General features: G+C 70.9%; 26 protein-coding genes. 20 read left to right on the top strand and 6 right to left on the bottom strand.

The window, feature by feature from the left end; all coding sequences use genetic code 11:
- Positions 1-6 precede the first annotated feature (6 nt).
- A complete protein-coding gene (locus F1721_RS16405; RefSeq protein ID WP_150067572.1) occupies positions 7-297 on the bottom strand; it encodes a hypothetical protein in 291 nt (96 codons plus the stop codon).
- 157 nt (positions 298-454) lie between these two features.
- Between F1721_RS16405 and F1721_RS16400 the strand changes: the two genes are divergently transcribed.
- Positions 455-1,108: a hypothetical protein gene (locus F1721_RS16400; protein WP_150067571.1), complete on the top strand. Its 654-nt coding sequence runs from the start codon at positions 455-457 to the stop codon at positions 1,106-1,108.
- Positions 1,109-1,130: 22 nt separating this feature from the next.
- Here the strand turns inward: F1721_RS16400 and F1721_RS16395 are convergent, their stop codons facing one another.
- Both F1721_RS16395 and F1721_RS16390 read right to left on the bottom strand, forming a co-directional pair.
- On the bottom strand, positions 1,131-2,639 hold the full coding sequence (locus F1721_RS16395; RefSeq protein WP_150067570.1) for a sodium:solute symporter: 1,509 nt from the start codon (positions 2,637-2,639) through the stop codon (positions 1,131-1,133).
- An 8-nt stretch (positions 2,640-2,647) separates the two neighbouring features.
- On the bottom strand, positions 2,648-3,826 hold the full coding sequence (locus F1721_RS16390) for an anhydro-N-acetylmuramic acid kinase (RefSeq protein WP_150067569.1): 1,179 nt from the start codon (positions 3,824-3,826) through the stop codon (positions 2,648-2,650).
- A 144-nt stretch (positions 3,827-3,970) separates the two neighbouring features.
- On the opposite strand from F1721_RS16390, the gene ftsY reads away from it, so the two are divergent.
- A complete protein-coding gene (gene ftsY / locus F1721_RS16385; RefSeq protein ID WP_150067568.1) occupies positions 3,971-5,431 on the top strand; it encodes a signal recognition particle-docking protein FtsY in 1,461 nt (486 codons plus the stop codon).
- A gap of 49 nt (positions 5,432-5,480) precedes the next feature.
- On the opposite strand, the gene F1721_RS16380 is transcribed toward ftsY, so the two are convergent.
- The 3 genes from F1721_RS16380 to F1721_RS16370 are packed head-to-tail and all read right to left on the bottom strand — an operon-like array spanning position 5,481 to position 7,852.
- Positions 5,481-6,437 carry a hypothetical protein gene (locus F1721_RS16380; protein ID WP_150067567.1) on the bottom strand — a complete coding sequence of 319 codons (957 nt, stop codon included), beginning with the start codon at positions 6,435-6,437 and terminating at the stop codon, positions 5,481-5,483.
- Positions 6,430-7,152 (bottom strand): hypothetical protein, encoded by a 723-nt coding sequence (locus tag F1721_RS16375; RefSeq protein ID WP_150067566.1) that lies wholly within the window; start codon positions 7,150-7,152, stop codon positions 6,430-6,432. Before F1721_RS16375 ends, F1721_RS16380 begins: the two co-directional genes overlap by 8 nt.
- On the bottom strand, positions 7,145-7,852 hold the full coding sequence (locus F1721_RS16370) for a hypothetical protein (RefSeq protein WP_150067565.1): 708 nt from the start codon (positions 7,850-7,852) through the stop codon (positions 7,145-7,147). The genes F1721_RS16375 and F1721_RS16370 overlap by 8 nt, the downstream gene beginning before the upstream one ends.
- Positions 7,853-8,059: 207 nt before the next feature.
- Between F1721_RS16370 and F1721_RS16365 the strand changes: the two genes are divergently transcribed.
- The 18 genes from F1721_RS16365 to F1721_RS16280 all read left to right on the top strand — a co-directional run bounded on the left by F1721_RS16365 (position 8,060) and on the right by F1721_RS16280 (position 24,882).
- Positions 8,060-8,749, top strand: a complete 690-nt coding sequence (locus F1721_RS16365) for a FadR/GntR family transcriptional regulator (RefSeq protein ID WP_150067564.1) — start codon at positions 8,060-8,062, stop codon at positions 8,747-8,749.
- Positions 8,746-9,975: a CynX/NimT family MFS transporter gene (locus F1721_RS16360; protein ID WP_246155029.1), complete on the top strand. Its 1,230-nt coding sequence runs from the start codon at positions 8,746-8,748 to the stop codon at positions 9,973-9,975. Before F1721_RS16365 ends, F1721_RS16360 begins: the two co-directional genes overlap by 4 nt.
- Before the next feature lie 102 nt (positions 9,976-10,077).
- Positions 10,078-11,415 (top strand): ammonium transporter, encoded by a 1,338-nt coding sequence (locus F1721_RS16355; RefSeq protein WP_150067563.1) that lies wholly within the window; start codon positions 10,078-10,080, stop codon positions 11,413-11,415.
- Positions 11,412-11,750, top strand: a complete 339-nt coding sequence (locus F1721_RS16350) for a P-II family nitrogen regulator (RefSeq protein WP_150067562.1) — start codon at positions 11,412-11,414, stop codon at positions 11,748-11,750. Before F1721_RS16355 ends, F1721_RS16350 begins: the two co-directional genes overlap by 4 nt.
- Positions 11,751-12,250: 500 nt before the next feature.
- Positions 12,251-12,811, top strand: a complete 561-nt coding sequence (locus F1721_RS16345; protein WP_246155026.1) for an AAA family ATPase — start codon at positions 12,251-12,253, stop codon at positions 12,809-12,811.
- A 295-nt stretch (positions 12,812-13,106) separates the two neighbouring features.
- On the top strand, positions 13,107-14,825 hold the full coding sequence (locus tag F1721_RS16340) for a DEAD/DEAH box helicase (RefSeq protein ID WP_150067560.1): 1,719 nt from the start codon (positions 13,107-13,109) through the stop codon (positions 14,823-14,825).
- A 314-nt stretch (positions 14,826-15,139) separates the two neighbouring features.
- Positions 15,140-16,693 carry a signal recognition particle protein gene (gene ffh, locus F1721_RS16335; protein ID WP_150067559.1) on the top strand — a complete coding sequence of 518 codons (1,554 nt, stop codon included), beginning with the start codon at positions 15,140-15,142 and terminating at the stop codon, positions 16,691-16,693.
- Positions 16,690-17,772 carry a metal-dependent hydrolase family protein gene (locus F1721_RS16330; RefSeq protein ID WP_150067558.1) on the top strand — a complete coding sequence of 361 codons (1,083 nt, stop codon included), beginning with the start codon at positions 16,690-16,692 and terminating at the stop codon, positions 17,770-17,772. The genes ffh and F1721_RS16330 overlap by 4 nt, the downstream gene beginning before the upstream one ends.
- A gap of 127 nt (positions 17,773-17,899) precedes the next feature.
- A complete protein-coding gene (locus tag F1721_RS16325) occupies positions 17,900-18,688 on the top strand; it encodes a CPBP family intramembrane glutamic endopeptidase (protein ID WP_150067557.1) in 789 nt (262 codons plus the stop codon).
- Between the two features lie 97 nt (positions 18,689-18,785).
- Positions 18,786-19,532 carry a CPBP family intramembrane glutamic endopeptidase gene (locus F1721_RS16320; RefSeq protein WP_246155022.1) on the top strand — a complete coding sequence of 249 codons (747 nt, stop codon included), beginning with the start codon at positions 18,786-18,788 and terminating at the stop codon, positions 19,530-19,532.
- A 284-nt stretch (positions 19,533-19,816) separates the two neighbouring features.
- Entirely contained in the window at positions 19,817-20,269 is a 453-nt protein-coding gene (gene rpsP, locus F1721_RS16315; protein ID WP_150067555.1) for a 30S ribosomal protein S16, read from the top strand.
- Positions 20,266-20,505, top strand: a complete 240-nt coding sequence (locus F1721_RS16310) for an RNA-binding protein (RefSeq protein ID WP_010305954.1) — start codon at positions 20,266-20,268, stop codon at positions 20,503-20,505. The genes rpsP and F1721_RS16310 overlap by 4 nt, the downstream gene beginning before the upstream one ends.
- Before the next feature lie 5 nt (positions 20,506-20,510).
- On the top strand, positions 20,511-21,047 hold the full coding sequence (rimM, locus tag F1721_RS16305) for a ribosome maturation factor RimM (RefSeq protein WP_150067554.1): 537 nt from the start codon (positions 20,511-20,513) through the stop codon (positions 21,045-21,047).
- Positions 21,048-21,293: 246 nt separating this feature from the next.
- Positions 21,294-22,088 carry a tRNA (guanosine(37)-N1)-methyltransferase TrmD gene (gene trmD / locus F1721_RS16300; protein WP_150067553.1) on the top strand — a complete coding sequence of 265 codons (795 nt, stop codon included), beginning with the start codon at positions 21,294-21,296 and terminating at the stop codon, positions 22,086-22,088.
- A 193-nt stretch (positions 22,089-22,281) separates the two neighbouring features.
- The gene (gene rplS / locus F1721_RS16295) at positions 22,282-22,638 is read left to right on the top strand and encodes a 50S ribosomal protein L19 (RefSeq protein ID WP_150067552.1); all 357 of its coding nucleotides are present in this window, start codon (positions 22,282-22,284) and stop codon (positions 22,636-22,638) included.
- Between the two features lie 224 nt (positions 22,639-22,862).
- Positions 22,863-23,765 (top strand): signal peptidase I, encoded by a 903-nt coding sequence (gene lepB / locus F1721_RS16290; RefSeq protein ID WP_211840512.1) that lies wholly within the window; start codon positions 22,863-22,865, stop codon positions 23,763-23,765.
- Positions 23,766-23,772: 7 nt separating this feature from the next.
- The gene (locus tag F1721_RS16285; RefSeq protein ID WP_150067550.1) at positions 23,773-24,525 is read left to right on the top strand and encodes a ribonuclease HII; all 753 of its coding nucleotides are present in this window, start codon (positions 23,773-23,775) and stop codon (positions 24,523-24,525) included.
- A 33-nt stretch (positions 24,526-24,558) separates the two neighbouring features.
- Entirely contained in the window at positions 24,559-24,882 is a 324-nt protein-coding gene (locus tag F1721_RS16280; protein ID WP_009943624.1) for a DUF2469 domain-containing protein, read from the top strand.
- Positions 24,883-25,154: the final 272 nt, after the last annotated feature.

The raw sequence follows: 25,154 nt of genomic DNA, 5'->3' as shown, positions 1-25,154 counted from the left end.
GGCCGTTCAGGCGGTGACGCCGAGGGCGTAGCCGACACCGAAGGCGATCAGCGCCGCGACCGCGGCCGCGCCGATCACCACCGGCCAGCCGGGGCGGCGGTTCACCCGCTGCGGGGTGGGCGAAATCCGTTGCGGCGCAGCGCGGTTCCACAGCTCCGGTCGGCCCAGCTCGGCGCGGCAGAGCTCGCACTCGGCCAGGTGCGTGCGCACCACGAGCCACTCGACGTCGTCGAGCACGCCCGCGGAGTACGCGTTGAGCTTGGCCCGGAATTCCGTGTGATCGCCCTCGTGCACCATCGACCCCCGTCCCCAGTGCGTTCCTGTGGTTCATCGTCCCAGCGGAACCGCTGCTGAAGGGGTCGGCCGGTCGGTTTCGGGCCGGAGATCCGCGTGCGGGAGGATGTCCGGTGGACCGGCATCGAGCGCGGCGTCCACCGGAGACCAGGAGGAGACCATGACCAACCCCTACGGCCCGCCGCCAGGCCAGCAGCCGTACCCCCAGCAGGGGTATCCGCAGCAGGGCTACCCGCAGTCCGGCCCGATGCCGGTGCAGCAGCCCCCGGCCCCGCAGGGCTACCCCCAGTCCGGCCCGATGCCGGTGGCGCCGCAGGGTTATCCGCAGCAGGGCGGCTATCCCCAGCAGCAGGGCTACCCGCAGCAGGGCGTGCCGCAGGCCGGGCCTCCCGCGCCGGTGCAGCAGCCGATGGCGCCGATCCCGCCGGGCATGGCCCGCATCGTGATCGACTGCTCGTACCACTGGCTCACCTGGGCGCTGATGTTCTTCAAGCCGCAGGTCACCATCAACGGTCAGCCCGGCCAGCCGCTGTCCTGGGGCAAGACCCCGATCGACCTGCCGCCGGGCCAGTACCAGGTGCAGGTGCACGTGAACTACCTGTGGCGGGTCGGCAACGCGGTCGCGGTGGTCCCGGTCGCGGCGGGCCAGCAGCTCGACGTCTACTACAAGGCCCCGGCGATCGTGTTCGTCGACGGTGCGATCGGCCCGACGCCGCAGGACGCGCCGGGCATGGGCATCGCCATGGGCCTCTTCTTCGGCGGCCTCGGGTTGGCCTTCCTGGTCTTCCTCGTCACGCTCATCTCGATGCTGTGACGTTCGGGGAACGGTCGAGCGCTCACGAGTTGTCGGCGTGCTCGACCGGCTGCTCGACGGCGGGGCGGCCGTGCCGCAGCGACAGCAGGCCGCCCACCACCAGCGTCACGATCACCCCCAGCGGCGTGTACCAGGGGAACGCCAGGGACGCCTCGCCGCCTTCGCCGTCGGGGAACTGCACCCAGAGCACGAAGACCAGCACCACCGCGATCGTGGCGCAGAAGGCGATCGTCGCGTCGGTCTGCCGGGCCCGCTTGTTCCACAGCCCCAGCAGGAACGCGCCGAGCAGCGCGCCGTAGGTGTAGCTGGCGATGCTGAGCCCGACCTCCACCACCGGGTTGTCGGTGCTGCTGAACATCGACGCGAACACCACGAACACCACGGCCCAGACCAGCGTCCAGAGCTTGCCCATCCGCAGGACGGTCGCGTCGTCCAGCTTCCGCTTGCCGAACCGCTGGTACAGGTCGCTGACGGTGGAGGTGGACAGCGAGTTCAGCGACGAGGCCAGGGTGCTCATCGCGGCGGCCAGGATCCCGGCGATGAGCAGCCCGGACAGGCCCGGCGGCAGGTCGTTCACGATGAACGTCGGGAACAGCTCGTCGTTGCTGGCCATGCCCATCTCGGCCGGGGCCGCGCCGCGGAAGAACGACCACAGCATGGTGCCGATCAGCAGGAACAGCGCGAACTGCAGCGCCACCACGACACCGCTGGCGATCAGCGCCTTCTGGCTGTCCCGCACGTTCCGGCAGGCCAGCAGCCGCTGCACCATGAGCTGGTCGGCGCCGTGCGAGGCCATCGCGAACACCGCACCGCCGAGCACCGCGGTGAGGAAGGCGTACTGGTCGGTGACGATCGACGAGGTGAAGTCGAGCAGCTGGAACTTGCCCGCCTCCAGCGCGGTCCCGAACCAGTCGGACGGCAGCTGCCCGGCCAGCACCACCGCGGCCAGGATCGCGCCGCCGACGTAGACGAACATCTGGATCGCGTCGACCCACACCACCGCCTTGATCCCGCCCAGGTAGGTGTAGATCACCGTCAGCACCGCCAGGACCAGCACGATCTGCCAGTACGCCAGGTCCACGCCGAAGGCCGCCAGCATCACCTTGACCGGGATCGCGGTGGCGAACAGCCGCAGGCCGTCGGCCAGCAGCCGGGTCACCAGGAACGTCACCGACGCGGTGCCCTGCAGCCCGGGCCCGAACCGCTTCCCGAGGAACTCGTAGGCGCTGACCAGGTTCCCGGCGTAGTACTTCGGCAGCAGCACGAACGCCACCACGACCCGGCCGATCAGGTAGCCGACGGCCAGCTGCAGGTAGGTGAAGCTGCCGAGGTAGGCCACCGTCGGCACGCTGATCACGGTCAGCGTGGAGGTCTCGGTGGCCACCACCGAGAAGCACACCGCCCACCAGGGCAGCTGGCGGCTGCCCACGAAGTAGTCGTGGGAACTGCGCTGCCGACCGCCCAGCAGCAGCCCGAGCACCGGCATGGCGACCAGGTACAGGCCGATCACGGCCAGGTCGAGCGATCGCATGCTGCCTCCTACGCGGTGTCGCCGGGCTGCACGCGCAGCCGGGTCGGCTGGTGGTCGGCCGGTGCGGGCATCCGCAGCGGTCCGGCCCCGGGTGTGATGCTGCCCAACAACCGGGGTCCGGCGGCGCCGGTGGTGCCCGGCGTGTTGCCGGATGTGCCGTGCCAGGTGAGGAACCCGAGCAGCGCGGTGAGCAGCGCTTCCTTGCTGTCGGCCGGTAGCCCGAGCTCGTCGCTGACCAGCACCGGAACGTCCAGTTGGCGGCGCAGCGTAGCGAGCAGGACGGGATTGCGCACGCCCCCGCCGGAGGCGACGACCCGCACGGCCCCCTCCGCGCGGCAGGCGTCGGCGATGGTGCGCGCGGTCAGCTCGGTCAGCGTGGCGAGCAGATCGGCGTCGGTGATCCCGGTGCCGGCCCGGGCCAGCGCGCGGTCCAGGTAGGCGGCGTTGAACCGCTCCTTGCCGGTCGACTTCGGCGGGGCCTGCCGGTAGTAGTCGTCGGCGAGCAGGACTTCGAGCAGGTCGGACCGCACGGCGCCGCTGGCGGCGAGCGCGCCGTCGGTGTCCTGCGGTCGTCCGGTCGCGCGCGCGGCGGCGAGGTCGATCAGCGCGTTGCCGGGGCCGGTGTCGTAGGCCAGCGGGCGTTCGCCGCCGACCACGGTGATGTTGGCGATGCCGCCGATGTTCAGCGCGACGCCCGGACCGGGCTCGTCGGCCAGCCACAGCGCGTCCAGGACCCCGGCCAGCGGTGCGCCGTGCCCGCCTGCGGCGACGTCGCGGGCGCGCAGGTCCGACACCACGGGCAGGCCGGTGGCCTCGGCGATCCACGCGGGCTGGCCGATCTGCAGCGTGCCGCGCGCCCGGCCGTCCTCGACCCAGTGGTAGAGCGTCTGGCCCAGCGAGGCGACGAGGTCCGCGCGGCCGTCCGCGAGCTCCAGCCCGACGCCCGCCGCGGCGGCGAAGTGCTGGCCGACCAGGGTGTCCAGGCGGCACAGCTCCGCGGCGCTGCACCCGCCGGGCGGCAGCGCCGCCAGCAGGTCCCGGTGCAGGTCCGGGGGGTAGGGCACCGTCGTGCTGCCGAGCGGCCGGAGCTCCAGGGTGTCGCCGTCCAACCGCAGCTCGGCCGCGGCGACGTCGACGCCGTCCATCGACGTTCCGGAGATCAACCCGAGCACTCGCCACCAGTTCACGTATGTGGTCTAAGGCACAGCGGCTGACAAATGCAAGCGTCGGACTCGTTTTGTTGGTTATTTGCTCACTACATCGCTTCAGTTGGCGAGCTGGGCTGCGGGGCGCGTGCCGGTGTCCGAATCAGCAGGTGGGAGGATGGGCGGGTGACCACCTCTACCGTGATTCTGATCATCGTCGCCGTGGTGCTGGTGCTGGCGATCGCCGTGATCGCCGGTGTGGTGCTGAACCGTCGGCGCCGGATCAGCCTGAGCGAACGGGACGACAGCGCCGCGCCGACCGAGGCCGTCAAGGGCGGCGGCTACCGCGCGGGCGGCGGTATCAGCCTCTCCAGCGGTGGCCCCACCACGGCCGCCCCGCCGGAACACCCCGCGGGCGAGCGCACCGAGGTGGAGGGCCAGCCGGGGGTCGGTGACGACGCGGCGGTGCCGCGCGACACCGAGCGCCGCGGCATCGTCGACGTCCAGCTCCCGGACGGCGGCACCACGACGGAGGAGCCTCCCGCGCAGCCCGAGGCCCCGGAGAAGCCCTCGGAGCCGGAGCAGCCCGAGGCTCCCGAGAAGGCGCCCGAGGCCCCGGCCGAGCCCGAGGTGCCGGTGCAGGAGCGCGTGGAGCCGGTGCCCGAGCCGACCCCGGCGGAGCCGGGAGCGGCCGAGGAGATCGAGGAGATCGAGCCGACGGCGGGCCGCCTGGAGCGGCTGCGCGGTCGCCTGTCGCGCTCCCGGTCGACCTTCGGCCAGGGCCTGCTGGGCCTGCTCGGCGCGGGTGACCTCGACGAGGACTCCTGGGAGGAGATCGAGGACACCCTGCTGATGGCCGACCTGGGCGCGGCCACCACCACCGAGATCACCGAACGCCTCCGCACCGAGATCGCCTCGCGCGGCATCCGCACCCCGGAGCAGGCGCGCGCCCTGCTGCGCGAGGTGCTGGTGGACACCCTCGGCCCGGACATGGAGCGCGCGGTGCGCGCGCTGCCGCACGGCGACCCGGCCGATGGCGGCAAGCCCGCAGTGGTGCTGGTGGTCGGCGTCAACGGCACCGGCAAGACCACGACGACCGGCAAGCTGGCCCGGGTCCTGGTCGCCGACGGCCGGACCGTCCTGCTCGGCGCGGCGGACACGTTCCGCGCGGCGGCGGTCGAGCAGCTGGCCACCTGGGGCCACCGGGTGGGTGCCGAGGTGGTCCGCGGCAAGGAGGGCGCGGACCCGGCGAGCGTGGCGTTCGAGGCGGTCAGCCGCGGCTCGGACACGGCGGTGGACGCGGTCCTGGTCGACACGGCGGGCCGCCTGCACACCAAGACCGGCCTGATGGACGAGCTGGGCAAGGTCAAGCGCGTGGTGGAGAAGAAGGCCCAGGTGGACGAGGTCCTGCTGGTCCTGGACGCCACCACGGGCCAGAACGGCCTGACCCAGGCCCGCGTCTTCTCCGAGGTGGTGGACGTGACGGGCATCGTCCTGACCAAGCTCGACGGCACGGCCAAGGGCGGCATCGTCTTCCAGGTCCAGCGAGAGCTGGGAGTCCCGGTCAAGCTGGTCGGCCTCGGCGAAGGCCCCGACGACCTGGCCCCCTTCGAACCCGGAGCCTTCGTGGACGCCCTCCTCGACTGACCCCCGCCGAACGGCCCCCGCACCCCCCCGGTGCGGGGGCCGTCTGCTGTCAGCGGGGAGTCCCGGCCTTGCGCATCCGCTCCAGCCGAACTCTCCGCCGGATCGCGTGGATCGCGGGCGGCAGGAACACGACCAGCACTGCCAGCGCGGACCAGGCCTTGTCGAGCTTGGGTGCGGCACCGAGCTCCAGTGCGAACACCGTCGCGGGAACAGCTGAAACGAGGGCTGCGCAGATCAGGTTCTGCCTGAGGATGCTGCGGTTGCCCCGGTCCGGGACGCCGATCGCGACGGCGGCCGCGATGAACAGGGCGACTACGAGCGCCGCCCCGAGCACCGGTCGGCCGAGCTGGCTGCCGATGTCGCTGACCAGCAGGTATTCCCCCGGCTCGTGCGGCACGCAGGTGTAGTCCTGCTCGGTCCCGTCGGGGTGTCGAACGCTGCAGTGCCCGTTTCGCCGACCTGCGGAGTAACCGAGCCAGCACAGCAGCGGGAACGCCGCGAGGACGCCAGCGGTGGCGACGGCGTCGGTCCACCTGCCAGGAGTTCCGAACCGGTGGAAGAGGCTGCGCAGGAGGATGCCGAACGCGATCGATGCCGAGCCTGCCAGCAGCAACGTGGTCGCGATGACGGACCCGAATCCGATGACTCCTTCGATCTGGAGGAGGTGGAGCGCTCCGCCCGCGAGTGCCACCACCAGCTCCACCAGGAGGACGACTTTCGCATCGCGAGGCAGCGTGATGCTTCGCCGAGCGGGCTGCTGCTCTCCAGCATCCGCTGCGTGCTCCTCATCGCTGGGCTCGCTTTCGCGTGCGTGGTCCTCCAGCTGCCTTTCGCGGAGAGTCTTCGCGACACCCAAGGCGAGCAAGAACGTGACGTTGAAGAGGAGTACCAGCGCGGTTTGCTGAACCCACAAGGCCGCGATGGTGGAGCTGGCCGACATCACGACCACGCCCCAGAGGGCGATCTGGAACGGCGTCCGCTTGGGCTCCGGGCGGAAGCTACTCACCTCTGATCCTCTGAGCAGGCTTTTTGCTTCGCGATGCCTTCGACAGCTGTTGCCGTCGTCGGAGAACGTGGATCAGGAGCGGGAAGGTGATGGCCACTACGGCGAGGAGGATCCAGATCCTGTGGGACTTGGGAGAGTCGGCCACGTTCATGGCGCCCAGGGCTGCTATCGGAGCGCCCATGAGAATCGCTTGGTGCCAGAACCACTTCGGGGGTTCGAGGCGCGTTCCGCTGAGCCGGGCGAAACCGAAGCCGATACCGATGATCACTGCGTAGGTGAGCGCAGCGACCAGAAGCGGCCAGCCGAGGAAATCGCTGAGGTTGAACGCTGTTCCGACGCAGACCACTCGATCGGGACGGCCTTCGAGGTGGGCAGTGGCGCAGAGCGCAGGTTCTGCGAAGTGCAGCAGCCACAGGAGGAGCGACATCACCACGAGAGCACCAGCGATTGCGAGGGGTTCCGCCCGTTTCTCGGTGCGGGCGAAGCGGTGAAGCACCGTGTAGATGAGCGGGGAGAGGGCGATCGACGAAGATCCGGCCAGCAGGAATGTTGTTGCCGCGGCGGAGCCGAATTCGATGAACCCGTTGCGCTGGAGGACGTAGAGCGTGCCGCTCAGCGCGGCGAGTGCGGCCTCCAACCAGAAGACGGTTCTGGCGCCGTTGAACAGGGTGGCCGTTCTTTCCACGGTCGGAGCGTGCTGGTCGAAGCTATTCACCTTCACCTCGTGCTGACTGATCGCGTTGGCGCTTCTGGTGGAAGCAGGCGGTCAGGCCCACGGCGCTGATGACGGTCGCGGTGAGGACGATCCAGAGGCGTTCGGGCCCGGGGGTGTTGGCCAGGTTCAGCGCGAGCTGGGTTGCCGGGACCGCCGACCAGAGGGCGCCGGTGATCAGGTACCAGCGCAGCGGGACCGTTCGGCGTCGATTCGTCCGACCGAGCGCGTATCCGATTCCGATGAACACCAGGACGATCGCCGCGGCGGCCAGCAGCGCGAGTCCGAGGGGGCCGCCGTTGTCCGGGATGACGTCGTAGGTTCCCGGAATCCGTTCGAGGCACCACTCGTTCCGGATGATCCCGTCCGGGTGCCGGACGGTGCAGACCTCGTGCGGACTTCTGGCGAAGACCAAGAGCCACCACAGGAGCGGGAAGAGCGCTAGGCACCCGGCCGCGGCGAGGAGGGTGGCTGGCTTGTCGTTGAGGCCCGAACGGCGCAAGACGACGTGGCCGAGCATTCCGCTCACCATCGCCAGGTACCCCGCGAGGAGCCAACCGAGGTTCAGCGGTGAACCGGGTTCGGCAACCAGGTTCTGCTCCAGGACGTACATGGCCACCCCGGTCAGGGCCGCCGCCGCGAAGATCCGGAAGAGGTTCCTGCGGCTGGTCGCCAGCTGCTCAGGGCTCGTCCTGGTCGGCACTACGCGCTCCTCCGGGCGTGGTCACAGCTTCTCTCCGGCACGGGTTGGCCTCCGCTCTGCTTGATCAGCCGTCTTGAACCGTATCCGTTTTGTCCTGGTGGTTGGTTGTTTGTCGGGATGATCACGGTGGTTTGGTGGCGGTTCTCACCGGGCGGAAATTTGTCTGACGACTGACCTGTCGCATACCGTCTGGCGGGAGGTTGTGGGATGCGGGTTGTCGGGCGGCGGTCTTCCGTCGACGAGGTCATCGCTGCGCTGAACGAGCAGTTGGCGAACGGGGCTTGGGCGCCGGGAGAGCGGATACCCACCGAGCAGGAGCTGGTTGCTCAGCTCGGCGTGAGCCGGGCCGTCGTTCGGGAGGCCGTTCGGGCTTTGGTGCAGCTCGGGTGCTTGGAAGCCCGGCAGGGGGCCGGGACCTTCGTGGTGTCCGCGGCCGATCCGACGCCGATGCTGCGGCAGCTGCGGCTGGCCGAGCTGCGGGACGTCTTCGAGGTGCAGCTGGCCCACGACGTGCAAGCCGCGCGGTTGGCCGCGCAGCGGCGCGAGGACGCCGACGTCGAGCGGTTGCGCGAGCTGCTGGACCGGCGCGACCGCGCTGCCTCACCGGAAGCGTTCGGTGCCGCCGACGTCGAGTTCCACTCCGCCGTGGTCGACGCTGCGCGCAACCCGCTGCTCACCGAGATGTACCGCTACCTGAGCGAACGGCTGCGGGAGAGCCTGGTGGCGCTGCGCGCGGACAGCGCGTTGGACGAAGGCGGTCCGGAGGCGCACCGCGCGCTGTTCGACGCGATCGCCGGTCGCGATCCCGAATCCGCGGCCAGAGCCGCTCAAGCCGTGATCGAACCGTGCCTGACGTCGCTGCAGGGCGTCGTCGACGAGAGGGGAACTGCGCAGTGAGTACCGGAGTCCAGCAGGCGCCGCCGCGCGCTGCGGGCAGGGCCGCGGTGGCCACCATGGTCCTGATCGTGCTGGTCGCGCTGGCGCTGCGGCCGCCGTTCACCGCGGTGGCGCCGCTGCTGGAGCGGATCCAGCAGGACCTCGGGGTGTCGAACACCTTCGGCGGGGTGCTGACCACGCTGCCGGTGGTGTGCCTGGGGGTGTTCGCGTTCGTCGCCCCGGCGCTGCGGCAGCGGTTCGGCGACGAGAAGGTCGTCGTCGGCTGCCTGGTCGTGCTGCTGGTCGGCAACTCGCTGCGGGCGGTGGGATCGACCTGGGCGCTGCTGGCGGGCACGGTCGTGGTCGGGGCCGCCATCGCGGTGGCGAACGTGGCGCTGCCGGGGCTGATCAAGCGCGACTTCCCGCACAACATCCCGGTGATCACCGCCGTGTACACGGTCTGCCTGACGCTGGGCGGCGCTTTCGCGGCCAGCGTCGTGGTGCCGGTCGGCGTCGCGCTGGGCTCCGCCTGGCAGGCCCCGCTCGGGCTGCTCGCGGTTCCGGTGCTGGTGGCCCTGGTGATCAGCGCCTTCGTCCTGCGCCGCGGCTCCGGCGAGCCGCCGCAGCCGTCGCGGCCCGGCGCGCTGTGGCGCAGCCCGCTGGCCTGGCAGGTCACCGCGTTCATGGGCCTGCAGTCGGCGATGGCCTACGTCGTGTTCGGCTGGTTGCCGACCATGCTGCAGGGCCGCGGCATGAGCGCCGGGCTGGCCGGGCTGGCGCTCGGCGTGCAGGCGGCGGTGCAGGCCGTCGGGTCGCTCACGGTGCCGGTGCTGTGCCGCCGGTTCCGCGACCAGCGGCCGATCTCCACCGCGCTGGCCGTGTGCATCGCGCTCGGCTTCGCCGGGATCCTGGTCGGTCCGGCCGCCGCCGTGTGGCCCGCGGTGATCCTGCTGGGGGTCGCGCAGGGCGCGGCGTTCGGGCTGGCGCTGACGGTGATCGGGCTGCGCTCGCCGGACAGCGACACCACGGCCGCGCTGTCCGGGATGGCGCAGGGCGTCGGATACCTCATCGCCGCGACCGGTCCGCTGCTGATCGGGCTCCTGCACGACCTCGCGGGCAACTGGACCGCCCCGATGGCGCTGCTGATGGCCTGCTGCGCCGCCTGGTTGATCGCCGGTCTGCTCGCCTGCCGCCACCGCCAGGTGCCGTCCGTGCAACACGGCGGTGACCTCACAACGCGGGCTTAACACCCGGTGAGCTCGATTTCACCGCGCTGAAACAGCAGGACGGGTCGGCTGAAACAGGCATTCCCGATGATGCGGCGCAACTCGGTCCGCACGGGAGGCGATGTGAATTCAGGCGACACCGCGTGGGTGCTCGTGAGCGCGGCCTTGGTCCTGCTCATGACCCCCGGTCTGGCGTTCTTCTACGGTGGCATGGTGCGCTCCCGCGGCGTGCTCAACATGCTGATGATGAGCCTCGGCAGCATCGGTGTGGTGGGCGTGCTGTGGGTGCTCTTCGGCTACTCCGCGGCCTTCGGCTCCGACGTCGGAGGCGTCGGCCTGCTCGGCAACCCCGCTGAGTTCTTCGGGCTCAGCTCGCTGCTCGGGGAGGACCAGCTCTCCGGCTCGATCCCCACCCTGGCGTTCGTCGGCTTCCAGGCGATGTTCGCGATCCTCACGGTGGCCCTGATCTCCGGCGCGATCGCCGACCGCGCGCGCTTCGGCCCCTGGCTGCTGTTCGCCGCGCTGTGGGCGGTCGTGGTGTACTTCCCGGTCGCGCACTGGGTGTTCGCCTTCGACTCGACCGACGACGCGGGCAACGTGACCGCGGTCGGCGGCTGGATCGCCAACCGGATCGCCGCGATCGACTTCGCCGGCGGCACCGCGGTGCACATCAACGCCGGTGCCGCGGCGCTGGCGCTGGCGCTGGTGCTGGGCAAGCGCAAGAGCTGGCCGAAGGACCCCGGCAAGCCGCACAACCTGCCGTTCGTGGTGCTCGGCGCCGGGCTGCTGTGGTTCGGCTGGTTCGGGTTCAACGCCGGTTCGGCGCTGGCCGCCGACACCACCGCCGCGGTCGTCCTGGTCAACACGCTGGTGGCCACCAGCGCCGCGATGCTCGGCTGGCTGCTGGTGGAGCGCATCCGCGACGGTCGCGCCACCACCCTCGGCGCGGCCTCGGGCATCGTCGCCGGGCTGGTCGCGATCACCCCGGCCTGCTCCTCGGTGACCCCGCTGGGCGCCATCGCGGTCGGCGCCATCACCGGTGCGGTCTGCGCGCTGTCGGTCAGCCTCAAGTTCCGGTTCGGCTACGACGACTCGCTCGACGTGGTCGGCGTGCACCTGGTCGGCGGGCTGATGGGCACCCTGCTGGTCGGCCTGTTCGCGTCCTCGGCCGCCCCGGCCGGGGTGGACGGCCTGTTCTACGGCGGCGGGCTGGACCAGCTGTGGCGGCAGGCCGTCGGCGCGGTCGCGGTTCTGGTGTACTCGTTCGTGCTCAGCCTGGTGCTGGCGCTGCTGGTCAAGGCGGTCGTGGGCTTCCGGGTCAGCGCGGAGGACGAGGCCGTGGGCATCGACGAGACCGAGCACGCCGAGGCGGCCTACCACTTCGGGGACAGCGGCTCCGCGCGCCGCACCCAGGTCCCGGCCGGTGAGGCGGAACGCAAGCTGGAGGGCAGCCGCGCATGAAGCTGGTGACCGCGATCGTGCAACCGTCCAAGTTGGACGATCTGAAGGAGGCGCTGGGCCGGATCGGGGTGCTGGGCATGACGGTCAGCCAGGCGCAGGGCTACGGCCGCCAGAAGGGCCGCACCGAGGTCTACCGGGGGGCCGAGTACCCGGTCGACTTCATCGAGAAGCTGCGCGTCGAGGTGCTGGTCGAGGAGTCCAACGCGGACAAGGTGGTGGACGGGATCGTGCACGCCGTCCGCACCGGCAAGGTCGGCGACGGCAAGGTGTGGGTCACCGCGGTGGACACGGTGGTCCGCGTCCGCACCGGCGAGACCGGCCCCGAAGCGATCTGACCCCTGGCGAGTTCTCGGGAGGGCGTCCCCGGCCACCGGCCGGAGGCGCCCTCCCGGCTTTTCGTGAGTGGTTTTCCGACCGGGAGCGGGCCGAGGTGAGTAGCACTACGCAGCCGCACTCAGGGGGCTTCACGGTCTCGCCGGAGCCCGCCGGGCGGCAGACTTCTAGGTGCGACGCGGAGATCAGGGGGAACCGGAGGGGGCACCCGCCCGCACTGGGGGTCGGGCGGGTGATTCCGGGCCTGGCGATCGCAACGGGGGAACCCGCGCGGGTGGCAGGGGAAGGGCCACCCGGGCGGACTGCGAAGTGCACCAGGGGGTTGGTGCGGGAGGCGGCTCGCGAGGGGAGGGCGAGCCGCCTCCTTCCTTCGCGCCCGCGGCCACCAGCCATCATGAGAACGGCTTCATCGAAACCGCGTTCCCCCGCGCCGGACCCCTCCGGGCAAGATCGATCAACGCGTAATCTGGTCCTCGTCGTGGACATACCGGACTCACCACCAGTGGTCGCAAACCCCCCGCCGACCGTGCGCGTCGGCCGCCGATCCCTCGTCGTCCTGGCCGGACTGCCCGGCGCCGGCAAGAGCACGGCGCTGGGCAAGCTGCGCGCGGACGCCAGCATCTCGGCGCTGGACTCCGAGCAGGTCCGCGCGCGCCTGCGCGAGGTCCTGCCGGACCGGCTGCCCTACCGCTACTACCGGCCGGTGGTGCACCTGGCGCACCGGACCCGCATCGTCTGGTTCTGCCTGACCGCGCCCGGCCCGGTCGTCGCGCACGAACCCGCCACCCGCGCCACCACCCGCGCCCTGCTGGTGGTGTTCGGCTGGCTGAGCGGGCGGCAGCGGGTGCTGGTGTGGCTGCACGCCGATCCGCGCGACGCGCTGGCCGGGCAGCAGCAGCGCGGCCGGTTGATCCGCCGCACGTCGTTCCAGCGGCACGTCCAGCGCGCGGACCGGATGCACCGCAGGCTGCGCGGTGGCGCGGTGCCGCGCGGCTGGCAGCGGGTGCACCTGCTGACCCGCGACGACGTCGCTCCCGGGCTCCGGCTGGACGTCCGGGCGTGATGTGCGTCCCGTTGTGCCGGGGCGGCGCGGCGGGCGCGGATCTCGATCGCTAGGCTGGATTGCTGGTGCTGCGGCCAGGAGGTCGCCGCACCAGGCTGAGAATCATCGAGCTGCGGGTGACTGGCAACAGGGTGTGCGTCCAGCGGAACGCGCGGTTCGACAAGCGCAAGCGACCGCCCCGTGGTCGGCTCCACCACCGCGCCGACCCCACGCCCCCCTCCTGGCGGGCAGCACCGGGCCGTTTCCGCGATCCATCAGCCCCCTGTCGACCCCAGCGAGGAGACCCGCGTTCAGCATGCAGACCTTTGACGAGCTCGACCTCGACCCGCGCGTCCGCCAGGCGCTCACCGAGATCGGCTACGAAACCCCCTCCCCGATCCAGGCGCAGACCATCCCGCTGCTCCTGGAGGGGCGCGACGTGCTGGGTCTGGCGCAGACCGGCACCGGCAAGACCGCCGCGTTCGCGCTGCCCATCCTGTCCCGCCTGGACCTCGACGCCAAGGGCCCGCAGGCCATGGTGCTCGCGCCGACCCGGGAACTGGCCATCCAGGTCTCCGAGGCGTTCCAGCGCTACGCCGCGCACCTGCCCGGCTTCCACGTCCTGCCGATCTACGGCGGCACCGGCTACGGCCCGCAGCTGGCCGGGCTGCGCCGCGGCGCGCACGTGGTCGTCGGCACCCCCGGCCGGTTGATCGACCACCTGGAGAAGGGCTCGCTCGACCTGACCGGGCTGAAGAACCTGGTGCTCGACGAGGCCGACGAGATGCTGCGGATGGGCTTCATCGAGGACGTGGAGCGGATCCTGCAGGCCGTGCCGGACAGCCGCCAGGTGGCGCTGTTCTCCGCGACCATGCCCGGCGCGATCCGCAAGATCAGCCAGAACTACCTCAACGAGCCCGCCGAGATCTCGGTCAAGACCAAGACCAGCACGGCCACCAACATCAACCAGCGGTACGTGCCGGTGCGCGGCGCGAACAAGCTGGACGCGGTGACCCGCATCCTCGAGGTCGAGCCGTTCGACGCGATGATCGTGTTCGTGCGCACCAAGCAGCTCACCGAGGAGCTCGCGGAGAAGCTGCAGGCCCGCGGCTTCAGCGCAGCCGCGATCAACGGCGACATCGCGCAGGCGCAGCGGGAGCGCACCATCGGCCACCTCCGGGACGGCAAGATCGACATCCTGGTGGCCACCGACGTCGCCGCCCGCGGCCTGGACGTCGAGCGCATCTCGCACGTGCTCAACTACGACATCCCGCACGACACCGAGTCCTACGTGCACCGCGTCGGCCGCACCGGCCGGGCCGGGCGCAGCGGGGAGGCGATCCTGTTCGTCTCGCCGCGCGAGCGGCACCTGCTGCGCGCCATCGAGCGGGCCACCCGCCAGCAGATCCAGCAGATGGAGCTGCCCACCATCGACGCGGTCAACGACCGCCGACTGGCCAAGTTCGCGCAGAGCATCACCGACACCCTGGCCAAGGGCGGTCTCGAGGTGTTCCAGGAGCTGGTGCGGGAGTACGAGCAGACCCACGACGTGCCGGCCGCGGAGATCGCCGCCGCGCTGGCCGCCATGGCCCAGGGCGACCGCCCGCTGCTGCTGGAGGCCGAGCCGGAGCCGCCGCGCCGCGAGGGCCCGTCGTTCCACCCGAGCAGCTCGGACACCGAGACCTACCGGGTCGAGGTCGGCCGCCGCAACCGGGTCACCCCGCGCGCGCTGGTCGGGGCGCTGGCCAACGAGGGCGGTGTGCCCAGCAAGTACATCGGGCACATCGACATCCGCAACGAGCACACCCTGATCGAACTGCCCGCCGACCTCCCGGACGAGCTGCTCAGCAAGCTGCGCACCACCCAGGTGGCCGGGCGCGGGCTGCGCATCAGCCGCGCGGACGGCGAGTTCATCAGCCGCCGACCGCGCCGCCCCGCCCGGGAGCGCGACCGCGGCGACCGCCGCCCGCACCGCAAGGGCCAGCGCTCGCCGCAGTCCCGAGGCCCGCGCCGCGAGGACTACCAGCGCAGCTGAGCGGAAATTTTCGTTGCAGCCACCTTGCGCAGCGGTGCCGGTAGCGGAACCTCAGCGCCCGCCTGGACTGCGGGAGCCCGTTCTGATGTATGCCCAATACACGGCGAACGGGCTGTCCTCGCCAGGCGAGCGCTGAGAACCCGCGGCGGTGCACGTTGCGAGGGTTGATCAAGCTGGCGGAAACCCCGGGTGGCCCTCGCGGTCACCCGGGGTTGCGCCATTTCCGCGATTGCGCTGCCCAGCCCACACCGGGCGGTAGGTGCGGGCAGTTACCCTCGCATAGGTAATCCATCGACTCTGGAGCCCGTGAACCCGTGTTCGACACTCTCTCCGACCGGCTCACCTCGGTCCTGACGAACCTGCGCGGCAAGGGGCGGCTGTCCGACGCGGACATCGACGCCACCGCGCGGGAGATCCGCATCGCCCTGCTCGAAGCAGACGTGGCGCTTCCCGTGGTGCGCAGCTTCATCAAGGGTGTCAAGGAGCGCGCCAAGGGCGCCGAGGTCTCCCAGGCCCTCAACCCGGCCCAGCAGGTCATCAAGATCGTCAACGAGGAACTGGTCACCGTCCTCGGCGGCGAGACCCGGCGGCTGGAGTTCGCCAAGACCCCGCCGACCGTGATCATGCTGGCGGGTCTGCAGGGTTCCGGTAAGACGACGCTGGCGGGCAAGCTCGCCAAGTGGCTGTCCGGGCAGGGCCACACGCCGCTGCTGGTGGCCTGCGACCTGCAGCGCCCGAACGCGGTGAACCAGCTGCAGGTGGTCGGCGAGCGCGCCGGGGTGCCGGTGTTCGCGCCGGAGCCGGGCAACGGCGTCGGCGACCCGGTGGAGGTCTCCCGCCGCAGCATCGACGAGGCCCGCCGGGCCCAGCACGACGTCGTCATCGTCGACACCGCCGGCCGGCTGGGCATCGACGAGGAGATGATGAAGCAGGCCGCCGACATCCGGGATGCGATCACCCCGGACGAGGTCCTGTTCGTGCTCGACGCGATGATCGGTCAGGACGCGGTCAACACCGCCGAGGCGTTCCGCGACGGCGTCGGCTTCACCGGCGTGGTGCTGACCAAGCTCGACGGCGACGCCCGCGGTGGCGCCGCGCTGTCGGTCCGCGAGATCACCGGCCAGCCCATCATGTTCGCCTCCAGCGGCGAGAAGCTGGAGGACTTCGACCTCTTCCACCCGGACCGGATGGCCAACCGGATCCTGGGCATGGGTGACATGCTCACCCTCATCGAGCAGGCCGAGCAGGCCTTCGACCAGGAGCAGGCGGAGAAGGCCGCGGAGAAGCTGGGCACCGGCCAGCTGACCCTGGAGGACTTCCTGGAGCAGATGCAGGCGGTGCGCCGGATGGGCCCGCTGCAGAACCTGCTGGGGATGCTGCCGGGCGCCGGTCAGATGAAGGACCAGCTGGCCAACTTCGACGAGAAGCACCTGGACCGCATCCAGGCGATCATCCGCGGCATGACGCCCGCCGAGCGGGCCGACCCGAAGATCATCAACGCCTCCCGCCGCCAGCGCATCGCGCGGGGTTCCGGGGTGACCGTCAGCGACATCAACGACCTGGTCAACCGGTTCTTCGAAGCCCGCAAGATGATGCAGCAGATGGCCGGCGGCTTCGGCTTCGGCGGCGGTGGCGGCAGCAAGAACCGCAAGGGCAAGAAGGGGAAGAAGGGCAAGAAGGGGCGCGGCCCGACGCAGCCCAAGGGCATGCGCGGCCTGCCCGGCGGCTTCCCCGGCATGCCCCCGGGCGGGATGCCCGGCCTGCCGCCCGGCGGACCGGACCTGTCCAAGCTGGAGGGCGGCATGAACGACCTGCCGCCCGGCTTCGACCCGTCCAAGCTGAACTTCGGAAACGGCAAGAAGAAGTGACCGCGCTGCACCTGCGCGGGGTGGTGCTGCCCGACGGCGCGCACCGCGACCTGTGGGTCCGCGACGGCCGGATCAGCCTCGACCCGGTGCCGGGCGCCGAAACCGTCTTCGACGGCGGTTTCGTGCTGCCCGGCCTGGTCGACGCGCACTGCCACATCGGCATCGGCCCGGAGGGCCCGGTGGAGCTGGACGAGGCGGTCGCGCAGGCCGAGCTCGACCGCGACGCGGGCACCCTGCTGGTCCGCGACTGCGGTTCGCCCGTCGACACCCGGCCGCTGCAGGAGCGCGAGGACCTGCCGCGCATCATCCGCGCCGGACGCCACATCGCCCGCCCGAAGCGCTACATCCCGTACCTGGCCGACCAGCTCGACCACGAGGAGCAGCTGCCCGCCGCGGTCGCGGAGCAGGCCGCCTACGGGGACGGCTGGATCAAGCTGGTCGGCGACTGGATCGACCGCTCGGTGGGCGACCTGGCCCCGCTGTGGAGCGACGAGGTGCTCACCGAGGCGATCGCCACCGCGCACCGGATGGGCGCCCGCGTCACCGCGCACGTCTTCGGCGAGGACGCGCTGCCCGGGCTGATCGCGGCGGGCATCGACTGCATCGAGCACGGCACCGGCCTCACCGACGACACCATCGAGCTGATGGCCCGGCACGGCACCGCGCTGGTCCCGACGCTGATCAACATCGAGAACTTCCCGTCCTTCGCGGCGGCGGCGACCAAGTACCCGACCTACGCCGCGCACATGACCGACCTGTACGAGCGGGCCGACCGGACCGTGGCGAAGGCGATCGAGGCGGGCATCCCGGTGTACGCGGGAACTGACGCGGGCGGCGGCATCGCGCACGGCGTGCTGGCCGAGGAGGTCATCGCCCTGCACCGCGTCGGGATGTCCACCGAGCAGGCCATCGGCGCAGCGGCGTGGGAGGCACGCGAGTGGCTGGGCTGGCCCGCGCTCGAGCACGGCGCCCCGGCGGACCTGGTCTGCTACGCTGCGGACCCCCGCAAGGACCTCACCGAGCTCCGCAACCCCCGCCGCATCCTCCTGCGCGGCAACGTCGTCGTCGGCCCGGCCTGATCAACCGCAGTTTTGCGGTCCTCGCGAACGCCCGGAGGCCTTCGAACGGCCAGGTCAGCGCGCGGAGGCGTGATCGGCGTCGAACCCGCTGAGCACTTAGGGTTGATGGCGTCGAGGGGAGTGCGCCGTGGGGGAGCAGCCGCAGAACAGTCCGGACCGGCCTGCGCAGCCGACGCACCCCGACCTGCACCCGACGTTCTGGGAGGCCCAGCTGGAGGCCGCGCGCCGCGGCTCGCTGGCCTGGGGCCTCGCCGCGTTCTTCATCGGCTACGGCGGCTACTACCTGCTCGTGCTGATCCTCACCGCGGCCCGGCCGGAGCGGCACGGCGGGTTCGACCCGACCACCCCGCCCAACACCGGTCCGCTGCTGCTGCTCGCCTTCGCCCCGAACATCCTGCTCGGCCTGGTGCCCGCGGTGTTCTCCTGGTGGCGCGGCCGAGGCCTGCGCTCGGACTTCGGCATCGTGCCCAAGCGGCGCGACTTCAAGGTGGGGGTGGCCTGCGGGGTCGCCGCGCTGATCGGCTCCTGGCTGCTGACCCTGGTGATCATCGCGGTGTCCGGCCCACCGCCGGAGACCGACCTGACCCGGCTGATGCAGGGCGAGCGCACCGTGTGGCTGTTCCTGTTCGCGCTGTTCGCCTTCCTGGGCGCGCCGCTGACCGAGGAGCTGCTGATGCGCGGCGCGCTCTGGGGCGCGTTGGAGCACTACCGGCTGCCGAGATATGCGATCCTGATCCTGACCACGCTGATCTTCGCGCTGATTCACCAGGAGGTGTGGCGCACCCCGGTGCTGTTCGTCGGTGGTCTGGCGATCGGCGCGGCGCGGATGATCACCGGACGGGTCGCTGCCAGCATGATCGCCCACGCCACGAACAACTTCCTGCCGGCCCTCCTGCTGTTCGCCGTCGCCCGGTGAAAACCGCTGCCGCGCGTTGCGCCGGTGGCGGTAACCTGGCGGCTCGCCAGCGGTCAGGCAGGGACCGGCCATGCCGATCGGCACTGCGGAGACGCCCGTGAACGAAGTGCAACAGCCAGAATCGGCCGGGGACTCCCCGGAGCGGTCGACCACCGCACCCGTCCGCACCCACCGGTGGGGGCTCGGTGCGTTCTTCCTGACGCAGGCGGTCTTCGTGCTGGTGTCGGTGACGCTGGCCGCCGCCCTCGGCAGCCCGGACGCCGGGACCCTGGTGATCATGCTGATGCTGCCCACGGTGCTGGCCGGGGCGCTGGCGGTGGTGATCACCGTGGTGCGCGGCAACGGCCCGCGGCTGGACTTCGGCCTGGAGTGGCGCTGGTCGGACGTCACCACCGGGCTGGCCATCGGCGGCATCGGCCTGGTCACCACGACCATCGCGACCACGCTGTGGGCGAGGTGGGTCGGCCCGGACAACGCCCACTCGACGGTGAGCAGCGTGCTCGACGGGGTGGAGCTGCCCCCGGTCGTGGCCGTGGTGGTCTTCCTGCACATCTGGCTGATCGCACCGCTGTGCGAGGAACTGCTCTACCGCGGCCTGCTCTGGGGCGCCATGGAGCGGATGCGCTGGAGCCAGCTGAACGTGTTCGTGCTCAGCACCGCGGTGTTCGCGATCGGCCACCTGGAACCGCAGCGCACGGCGCTGCTGCTGGTGATCGCGATCCCGATCGGCGTGGCCCGCATGGTCACCGGCCGGTTGACCGCCAGCGTGGTGGCCCACCAGGTGAACAACTTCCTGCCCGCGCTCGGCCTCCTGCTGATCTCCCTCGGCCTCCTCCCGGCCTGACCGCTTCCCGATGTTGACCTGCATCATTGAAGCGGCGTAGCCGCTCGGTCCGCGCTTGCAACCGGCGCCGCTGAGGTCCCGCTGCGCAGGATGAGTTCGTCAGACTGGAAGTACCCCGCAGCTGCTGCGGGCTTTGGATCTGGCAGAATGGTTAGCTGTTCGCCGCGAGGGGTCCCTCTCACCGCTTGTGGCCGATTTGACCTACGAGCATTCCGAAGCGCTGCCCCACGCGGTTCGGCGTGCTCACCGGAGCACGAACGAGAGTCTGAGGAGCACCAGCACCCGTGGCTGTGAAGATCAAGCTCGCGCGGATCGGCAAGATCCGCGAGCCGCACTACCGCATCGTCGTCGCCGACGCCCGCACCCGCCGCAACGGCCGGGCCATCGAGACGATCGGGCAGTACCACCCGAAGGAGAACCCGAGCGGCATCGTCGTCGACTCGGAGCGGGTGCAGTACTGGCTGGGTGTCGGGGCGCAGCCGACCGACCCGGTGCGCAACATCCTGGAGATCACCGGCGACTGGCAGAAGTTCAAGGGCCTGCCGGGCAGCGAGGGCCGCCTGAAGGTCGCCGAGCCGAAGCCGAGCAAGCAGGAGCTGTTCGAGGCCGCGCTGGCCGCCGCCGGCGAGGAGCCGACCGTCGAGGCCACCACCCCGAAGAAGAAGGGTGGCAAGAAGGCCGAGGACAAGGCTGAGGACAAGGCCGAGGAGCAGAAGTCCGAGGAAGGTCAGGCGTGACGGTCCTCGCGGACGCGCTTGAACACCTGGTGCGCGGCATCGTCGACAACCCCGACGACGTCCGCGTTCAGCTGCTCACGACCCGGCGCGGTCGCACCCTCGAGGTGCACGTGAACCCCGACGACCTGGGCAAGGTCATCGGCCGCGGCGGTCGCACCGCGACCGCGCTGCGGACCGTGATGTCCGGCATCGGCGGTCGCGGCATCCGGGTCGACGTGGTCGACACCGACCGCTGAGCGCCATGGCTGAACCCGGGCCGGAGACCCTCGCCGTGGGGCGCATCGTCCGACCGCACGGTGTGCGGGGAGAGCTCGTCGTCGAGGTGCTCACCGACAGCCCCGAGCTGCGGTTCGCACCCGGCTCGGTGCTCGGGACCCAGCTCCGCGGCAAGGACCGCGGGCAGAACCTCACCGTGGCAGCCGCCCGGCCGCACGCCGGGCGGCTGCTGCTGCGCGCCGAGGGCGTCGACGGCCGGGAGGCGGCCGAGGACCTGCGGGGCGTGATGCTGACCGTCACCACGGACGTCCTCGAACCCACCGAGGACCCGGACGAGTTCCACGACCACGAGCTGGTCGGGCTGCGGGCCGTCCAGGTCTCCGGGGCCGAGGTCGGCGAGGTGCGCGAGGTCATCCACACGCCCGCGGGCGAGCTGCTGTCGGTGCGCACGGCCGACGACCGCGAGGTCCTGGTGCCGTTCGTGGCCGAGATCGTGCCCGAGATCGACCTCGCCGCCGGGAAGCTGGTCGTCGACCCGCCCGAAGGCCTGCTCGGCGAGTAACCGCAAGCGAAGCAGTCCCGCCCTCGCCGTCCGGCGGGGGCGTTTTCGGTTTGTCTTCGAAGCGGCGCCAGCCGCTTAGCCCACCCTCGCAACTCGCACCGCCGCGGGTTCTCAGCGTTCGCCTGGCGAGGACGGCCCAGCCGCCGTGTATTGGCCATACATCAGGCTGGGCACCCACAGCCAGGCGGGCCTGAGGTTCCGCTACCGGCACCGCCACGCAAGTCGAGTTCGGAGTCAGTAGAGCCCATGCGCATCGACGTCATCACGATCTTCCCCGACTACTTGAACCCGCTGCGGGAAGCGCTGCTGGGCAAGGCCATCGAGCGCGACCGGATCGCGGTCGGCGTGCACGACCTGCGGGACTGGACGCACGACGTGCACCGCGCGGTGGACGACAGCCCCTACGGCGGCGGTCCCGGCATGGTGATGAAGCCCCAGGTGTGGGGCGAGGCGCTGGATGCCGTGTGCGGGACCGGCGAGGAGCCGATGCCTCGGCTGGTGGTGCCGACTCCGGCCGGTCGGCCGTTCGACCAGCGCACCGCGATCCGCTGGTCCGCCGAGCCGTGGCTGGTCTTCGCCTGCGGCCGGTACGAGGGCATCGACCAGCGGGTGATCGACGACGCGGCCACCCGGATGCCGGTGGAGGAGGTCTCCATCGGCGACTACGTGCTGGTCGGCGGCGAGGTCGCCGCGCTGGTGATGATCGAGGCGGTGGCCCGCCTGCTGCCCGGAGTGCTGGGCAACCCGCTGTCGGCCGAGCAGGACTCCTTCTCCGACGGCCTGCTGGAAGGGCCCTGCTACACCCGCCCCGAGGTCTGGCGTGGGCACGCCGTCCCGGACGTGCTGCGCTCCGGCAACCACGCCGCGATCAACCGCTGGCGGCGGGACCAGGCGCTGGCCCGCACCTACCGCAGGCGCCCGGATCTGCTGGCCGCGCTGCCGGAGGGGGCCCTGGATAAGGCCGACCGCGCGCAACTCGATAAACTGCGGGCGTCGGACCACTCCGACGAGTCCCGGAATGCCGGAGATGCACCTCGCTGACCCCGCGTCGGTGGGGGCGGTTGAGACACCGAGAAGCGGATCTGGCACACTGGAACGGTTGACACAGCCGGACAGGTGTTCGGCGTGCGTTAAGCAAGTTCACCCCGTGTCAGGCGGTGCCCACCAGCAGTAGGTCGGGTCATCGGCATGCGAGAACACGGGTGCCTTCGACACGGATGAGGACGGACCACCGATGAACACCCTGGACGCGTTGGACGCCCAGTCGCTGCGTTCCGACATCCCGGCCTTCCGGCCCGGTGACACGCTGAAGGTCCACGTCCGCGTCATCGAGGGTTCGCGCGAGCGGACTCAGGTCTTCCAGGGCGTGGTCATCCGCCGGCAGGGCGATGGCATCCGGGAGACCTTCACCGTGCGCAAGGTTTCCTTCGGTGTCGGTGTGGAGCGGACGTTCCCGGTGCACACCCCGAACATCGCGCAGATCGAGGTCGTGGCGCGCGGTGACGTTCGGCGGGCGAAGCTGTACTACCTGCGCGACCGGCGCGGCAAGGCCGCGAAGATCAAGGAGAAGCGGGAGACCGCCGCTTCCTGATCGGACGGACGTGTGGTGAACAGCCCGGATGCCCCGCATCCGGGCTGTTCCTTTTGTCCGGGGCGCTGTTCCACCTTCGGGTGATCAGCGCGGGGCGGGGCGTGCTCCTCGTCCCGGCCGCGGTGGAAAAGAGCACGTCATGGCGGCTCATCCGGGCTCGTCGAAGCGGGGGAGCGCGACGACGCCCGCTGCGGTTCCAGTAGCCTGGCCGGGTGGCCGACGTCATGCGCAGCGGATCAGCGGAGGAGCCCCACGAGGCGGAGCACCACAGCGGTGCCCCGGAGGACTCGGGGGAAGCTCCTCGTCGCCGCAAGCCCAAGGAGAAGAAGAAGGGCTCGTTCTGGCGCGAGCTGCCGATCCTGATCGTCACCGCCCTGGTGCTGACGGTCCTCATCCAGGCGTTCATCGCGCGGGTCTACGTGATCCCGTCGCAGTCGATGGAGCAGACCCTGCACGGGTGCACCGGCTGCAACAACGACCGGGTGCTGGTCGACAAGATCACCTACCGGTTCTCGGACCCGAAGCCGGGCGACGTCGTGGTGTTCCGCGGCCCGCAGCCGTGGATGCAGAACGAGTTCACCGCCGAGGAGCCCACCAACCCGGTGGCCGGCTTCTTCCAGGGCGTGGCCTCGCTGCTGGGCTTCGGCGCCCCGGATGAGAAGGACTTCGTCAAGCGGGTCATCGCGGTGGGCGGCCAGAAGGTCGAGTGCTGCGACGCGCAGAACCGGGTTCTGGTCGACGGCAAGCCGCTCAACGAGCCGTACCTGTACTGGGAGCCGGGCCGCGGCGTTGGCCAGAAGGAGTTCAGCGAGGTGACGGTCCCGCCGGGGCACCTGTGGGTGATGGGCGACAACCGCAACGACTCGATGGACTCCCGGTTTCAGGGCGGTGGCGGCGTCAACGGTGCGGTGCCGGTGGACAACGTGATCGGCAAGGCGCAGTTCATCGTGCTGCCGCCGACCCGCTGGCAGGGCATCGACGACCCGAACCCGCAGGCGGTCGCGCTGGGCGCGCCCGCCTGGCAGACCGGCCTGCCGGTCGGGTTCGGGGTGGCCGCGGCGTTCCCGACGGTGTGGCTGGGTCGTAGGCTCGTCGGTGTGGTGAGCAAGCGACGAGCCTCGGAGTGACGTTGACGTGACGGTGGCGGAGTTCCGGCCGCCGAGGTCGGTGATCCGGCGCAGCAGCGGCAACTGGGCCCTTCAGCGCGCGCTGGACCGCCGGGGCCTCGGGCCGGTGGCCGGCGTGGACGAGGCCGGGCGAGGTGCGTGCGCCGGGCCGCTGGTGGTGGCCGCCTGCGTCCTGAAGCCGGGTGACGACCGGCGCTTCGAGGGGCTGACCGACTCGAAGGCGCTCTCCGAGGCCGACCGGGAGCGGTTGTTCGACCGCATCACCGAGCGCGCGCTGAGCTGGTCCACCGTCGTGATCCCCGCCGAGGAGGTCGACGCGCTCGGCATCCACGTGGCCAACCTGGAGGGCATGCGGCGCGCGGTCGCCCAGCTGTCCGAGCACCCCGGCTACGTGCTGACCGACGGGTTCCGGGTGCAGGGCCTGGCCACGCCGAGCGTGGCGGTGGTCAAGGGCGACCTGGTGGCGGCCTGCGTCGCGGCGGCATCGGTGCTGGCGAAGGTGACCCGCGACCGGTTGATGACCGAGCAGCTGCACCTCGAGTTCCCGGTCTACGGGTTCGACGTGCACAAGGGGTACAGCACACCGCTGCACTCGACGCGGCTGACCGAGCACGGGCCCTGCCACGAGCACCGCTGGTCCTATGCGAACGTGGTGGCCGCGGCGCGGCGGCACGGCTTGCGCTCGCCGCGCTCGGTGAGCAGCAAGCCCGGGCTGTTCGATGCTTCTGAGGGGGAAGTGGTGGACAATGAGGTGTTGTAGTCCGATCGGCAACGCAGAAGGGCTCGCACAGCGATGAGCGCCGAGGATCTCGAGAAGTACGAGACCGAGATGGAGCTGCAGCTCTACAAGGAGTACCGCGACATCGTCGGGCAGTTCACCTATGTCGTGGAGACCGAACGGCGCTTCTACCTGGCCAACGCGGTGGACGTGCAGGTGCGCAACTCCGACTCGGAGGTCTACTTCGAGGTGGCGATGTCGGACGCGTGGGTGTGGGACATGTACCGCCCGGCGCGGTTCGTCAAGAACGTGCGCGTGATCACGTTCAAGGACGTCAACGTCGAGGAGCTGGACAAACCGGATCTCCGCCTGCCGGAGAGCGGCCCGTTCGGTTCCTGACCTACCGTCGAAGCGAAGCTCGGGCGGCCGTCGCAAGACCACCGCCCGAGCTTTTTGCGCTCCGCAGCGACCAAACCGCGGCGACGACTGGAAGCCCGGCTGCGCGCTCGCCGTGCCGCAGGCCCGGTCGCCGCGGGACGCACGGTCGTCCAGCTCGGTATCACGGCAGTCCCCGAGGTGGTGACGACTGCGATTTCGATTGAAATTGGCCCACCTCGTCGCCGTGGGTTCCGTCGGCGACGACGCCAATTTCAATTGAAATCGCACTCCCG

Origin of the sequence: Saccharopolyspora hirsuta (genome assembly GCF_008630535.1) — a bacterium.
Lineage (GTDB): Bacteria > Actinomycetota > Actinomycetes > Mycobacteriales > Pseudonocardiaceae > Saccharopolyspora > Saccharopolyspora hirsuta.
This window is presented reverse-complemented; position numbering and strand designations above follow the sequence as displayed.

Excerpts from the sequence above, each read along its gene's own strand:
- F1721_RS16405 (WP_150067572.1), bottom strand. The coding sequence starts at position 297 with ATGGTGCACGAGGGCGATCACACGGAATTCCGGGCCAAGCTCAACGCG.
- F1721_RS16400 (WP_150067571.1), top strand. The coding sequence starts at position 455 with ATGACCAACCCCTACGGCCCGCCGCCAGGCCAGCAGCCGTACCCCCAG.
- F1721_RS16395 (WP_150067570.1), bottom strand. The coding sequence starts at position 2,639 with ATGCGATCGCTCGACCTGGCCGTGATCGGCCTGTACCTGGTCGCCATG.
- F1721_RS16365 (WP_150067564.1), top strand. The coding sequence starts at position 8,060 with ATGCGGGTTGTCGGGCGGCGGTCTTCCGTCGACGAGGTCATCGCTGCG.
- F1721_RS16350 (WP_150067562.1), top strand. The coding sequence starts at position 11,412 with ATGAAGCTGGTGACCGCGATCGTGCAACCGTCCAAGTTGGACGATCTG.
- F1721_RS16340 (WP_150067560.1), top strand. The coding sequence starts at position 13,107 with ATGCAGACCTTTGACGAGCTCGACCTCGACCCGCGCGTCCGCCAGGCG.
- rimM (WP_150067554.1), top strand. The coding sequence starts at position 20,511 with ATGGCTGAACCCGGGCCGGAGACCCTCGCCGTGGGGCGCATCGTCCGA.
- trmD (WP_150067553.1), top strand. The coding sequence starts at position 21,294 with ATGCGCATCGACGTCATCACGATCTTCCCCGACTACTTGAACCCGCTG.
- rplS (WP_150067552.1), top strand. The coding sequence starts at position 22,282 with ATGAACACCCTGGACGCGTTGGACGCCCAGTCGCTGCGTTCCGACATC.
- lepB (WP_211840512.1), top strand. The coding sequence starts at position 22,863 with ATGCGCAGCGGATCAGCGGAGGAGCCCCACGAGGCGGAGCACCACAGC.
- F1721_RS16280 (WP_009943624.1), top strand. The coding sequence starts at position 24,559 with ATGAGCGCCGAGGATCTCGAGAAGTACGAGACCGAGATGGAGCTGCAG.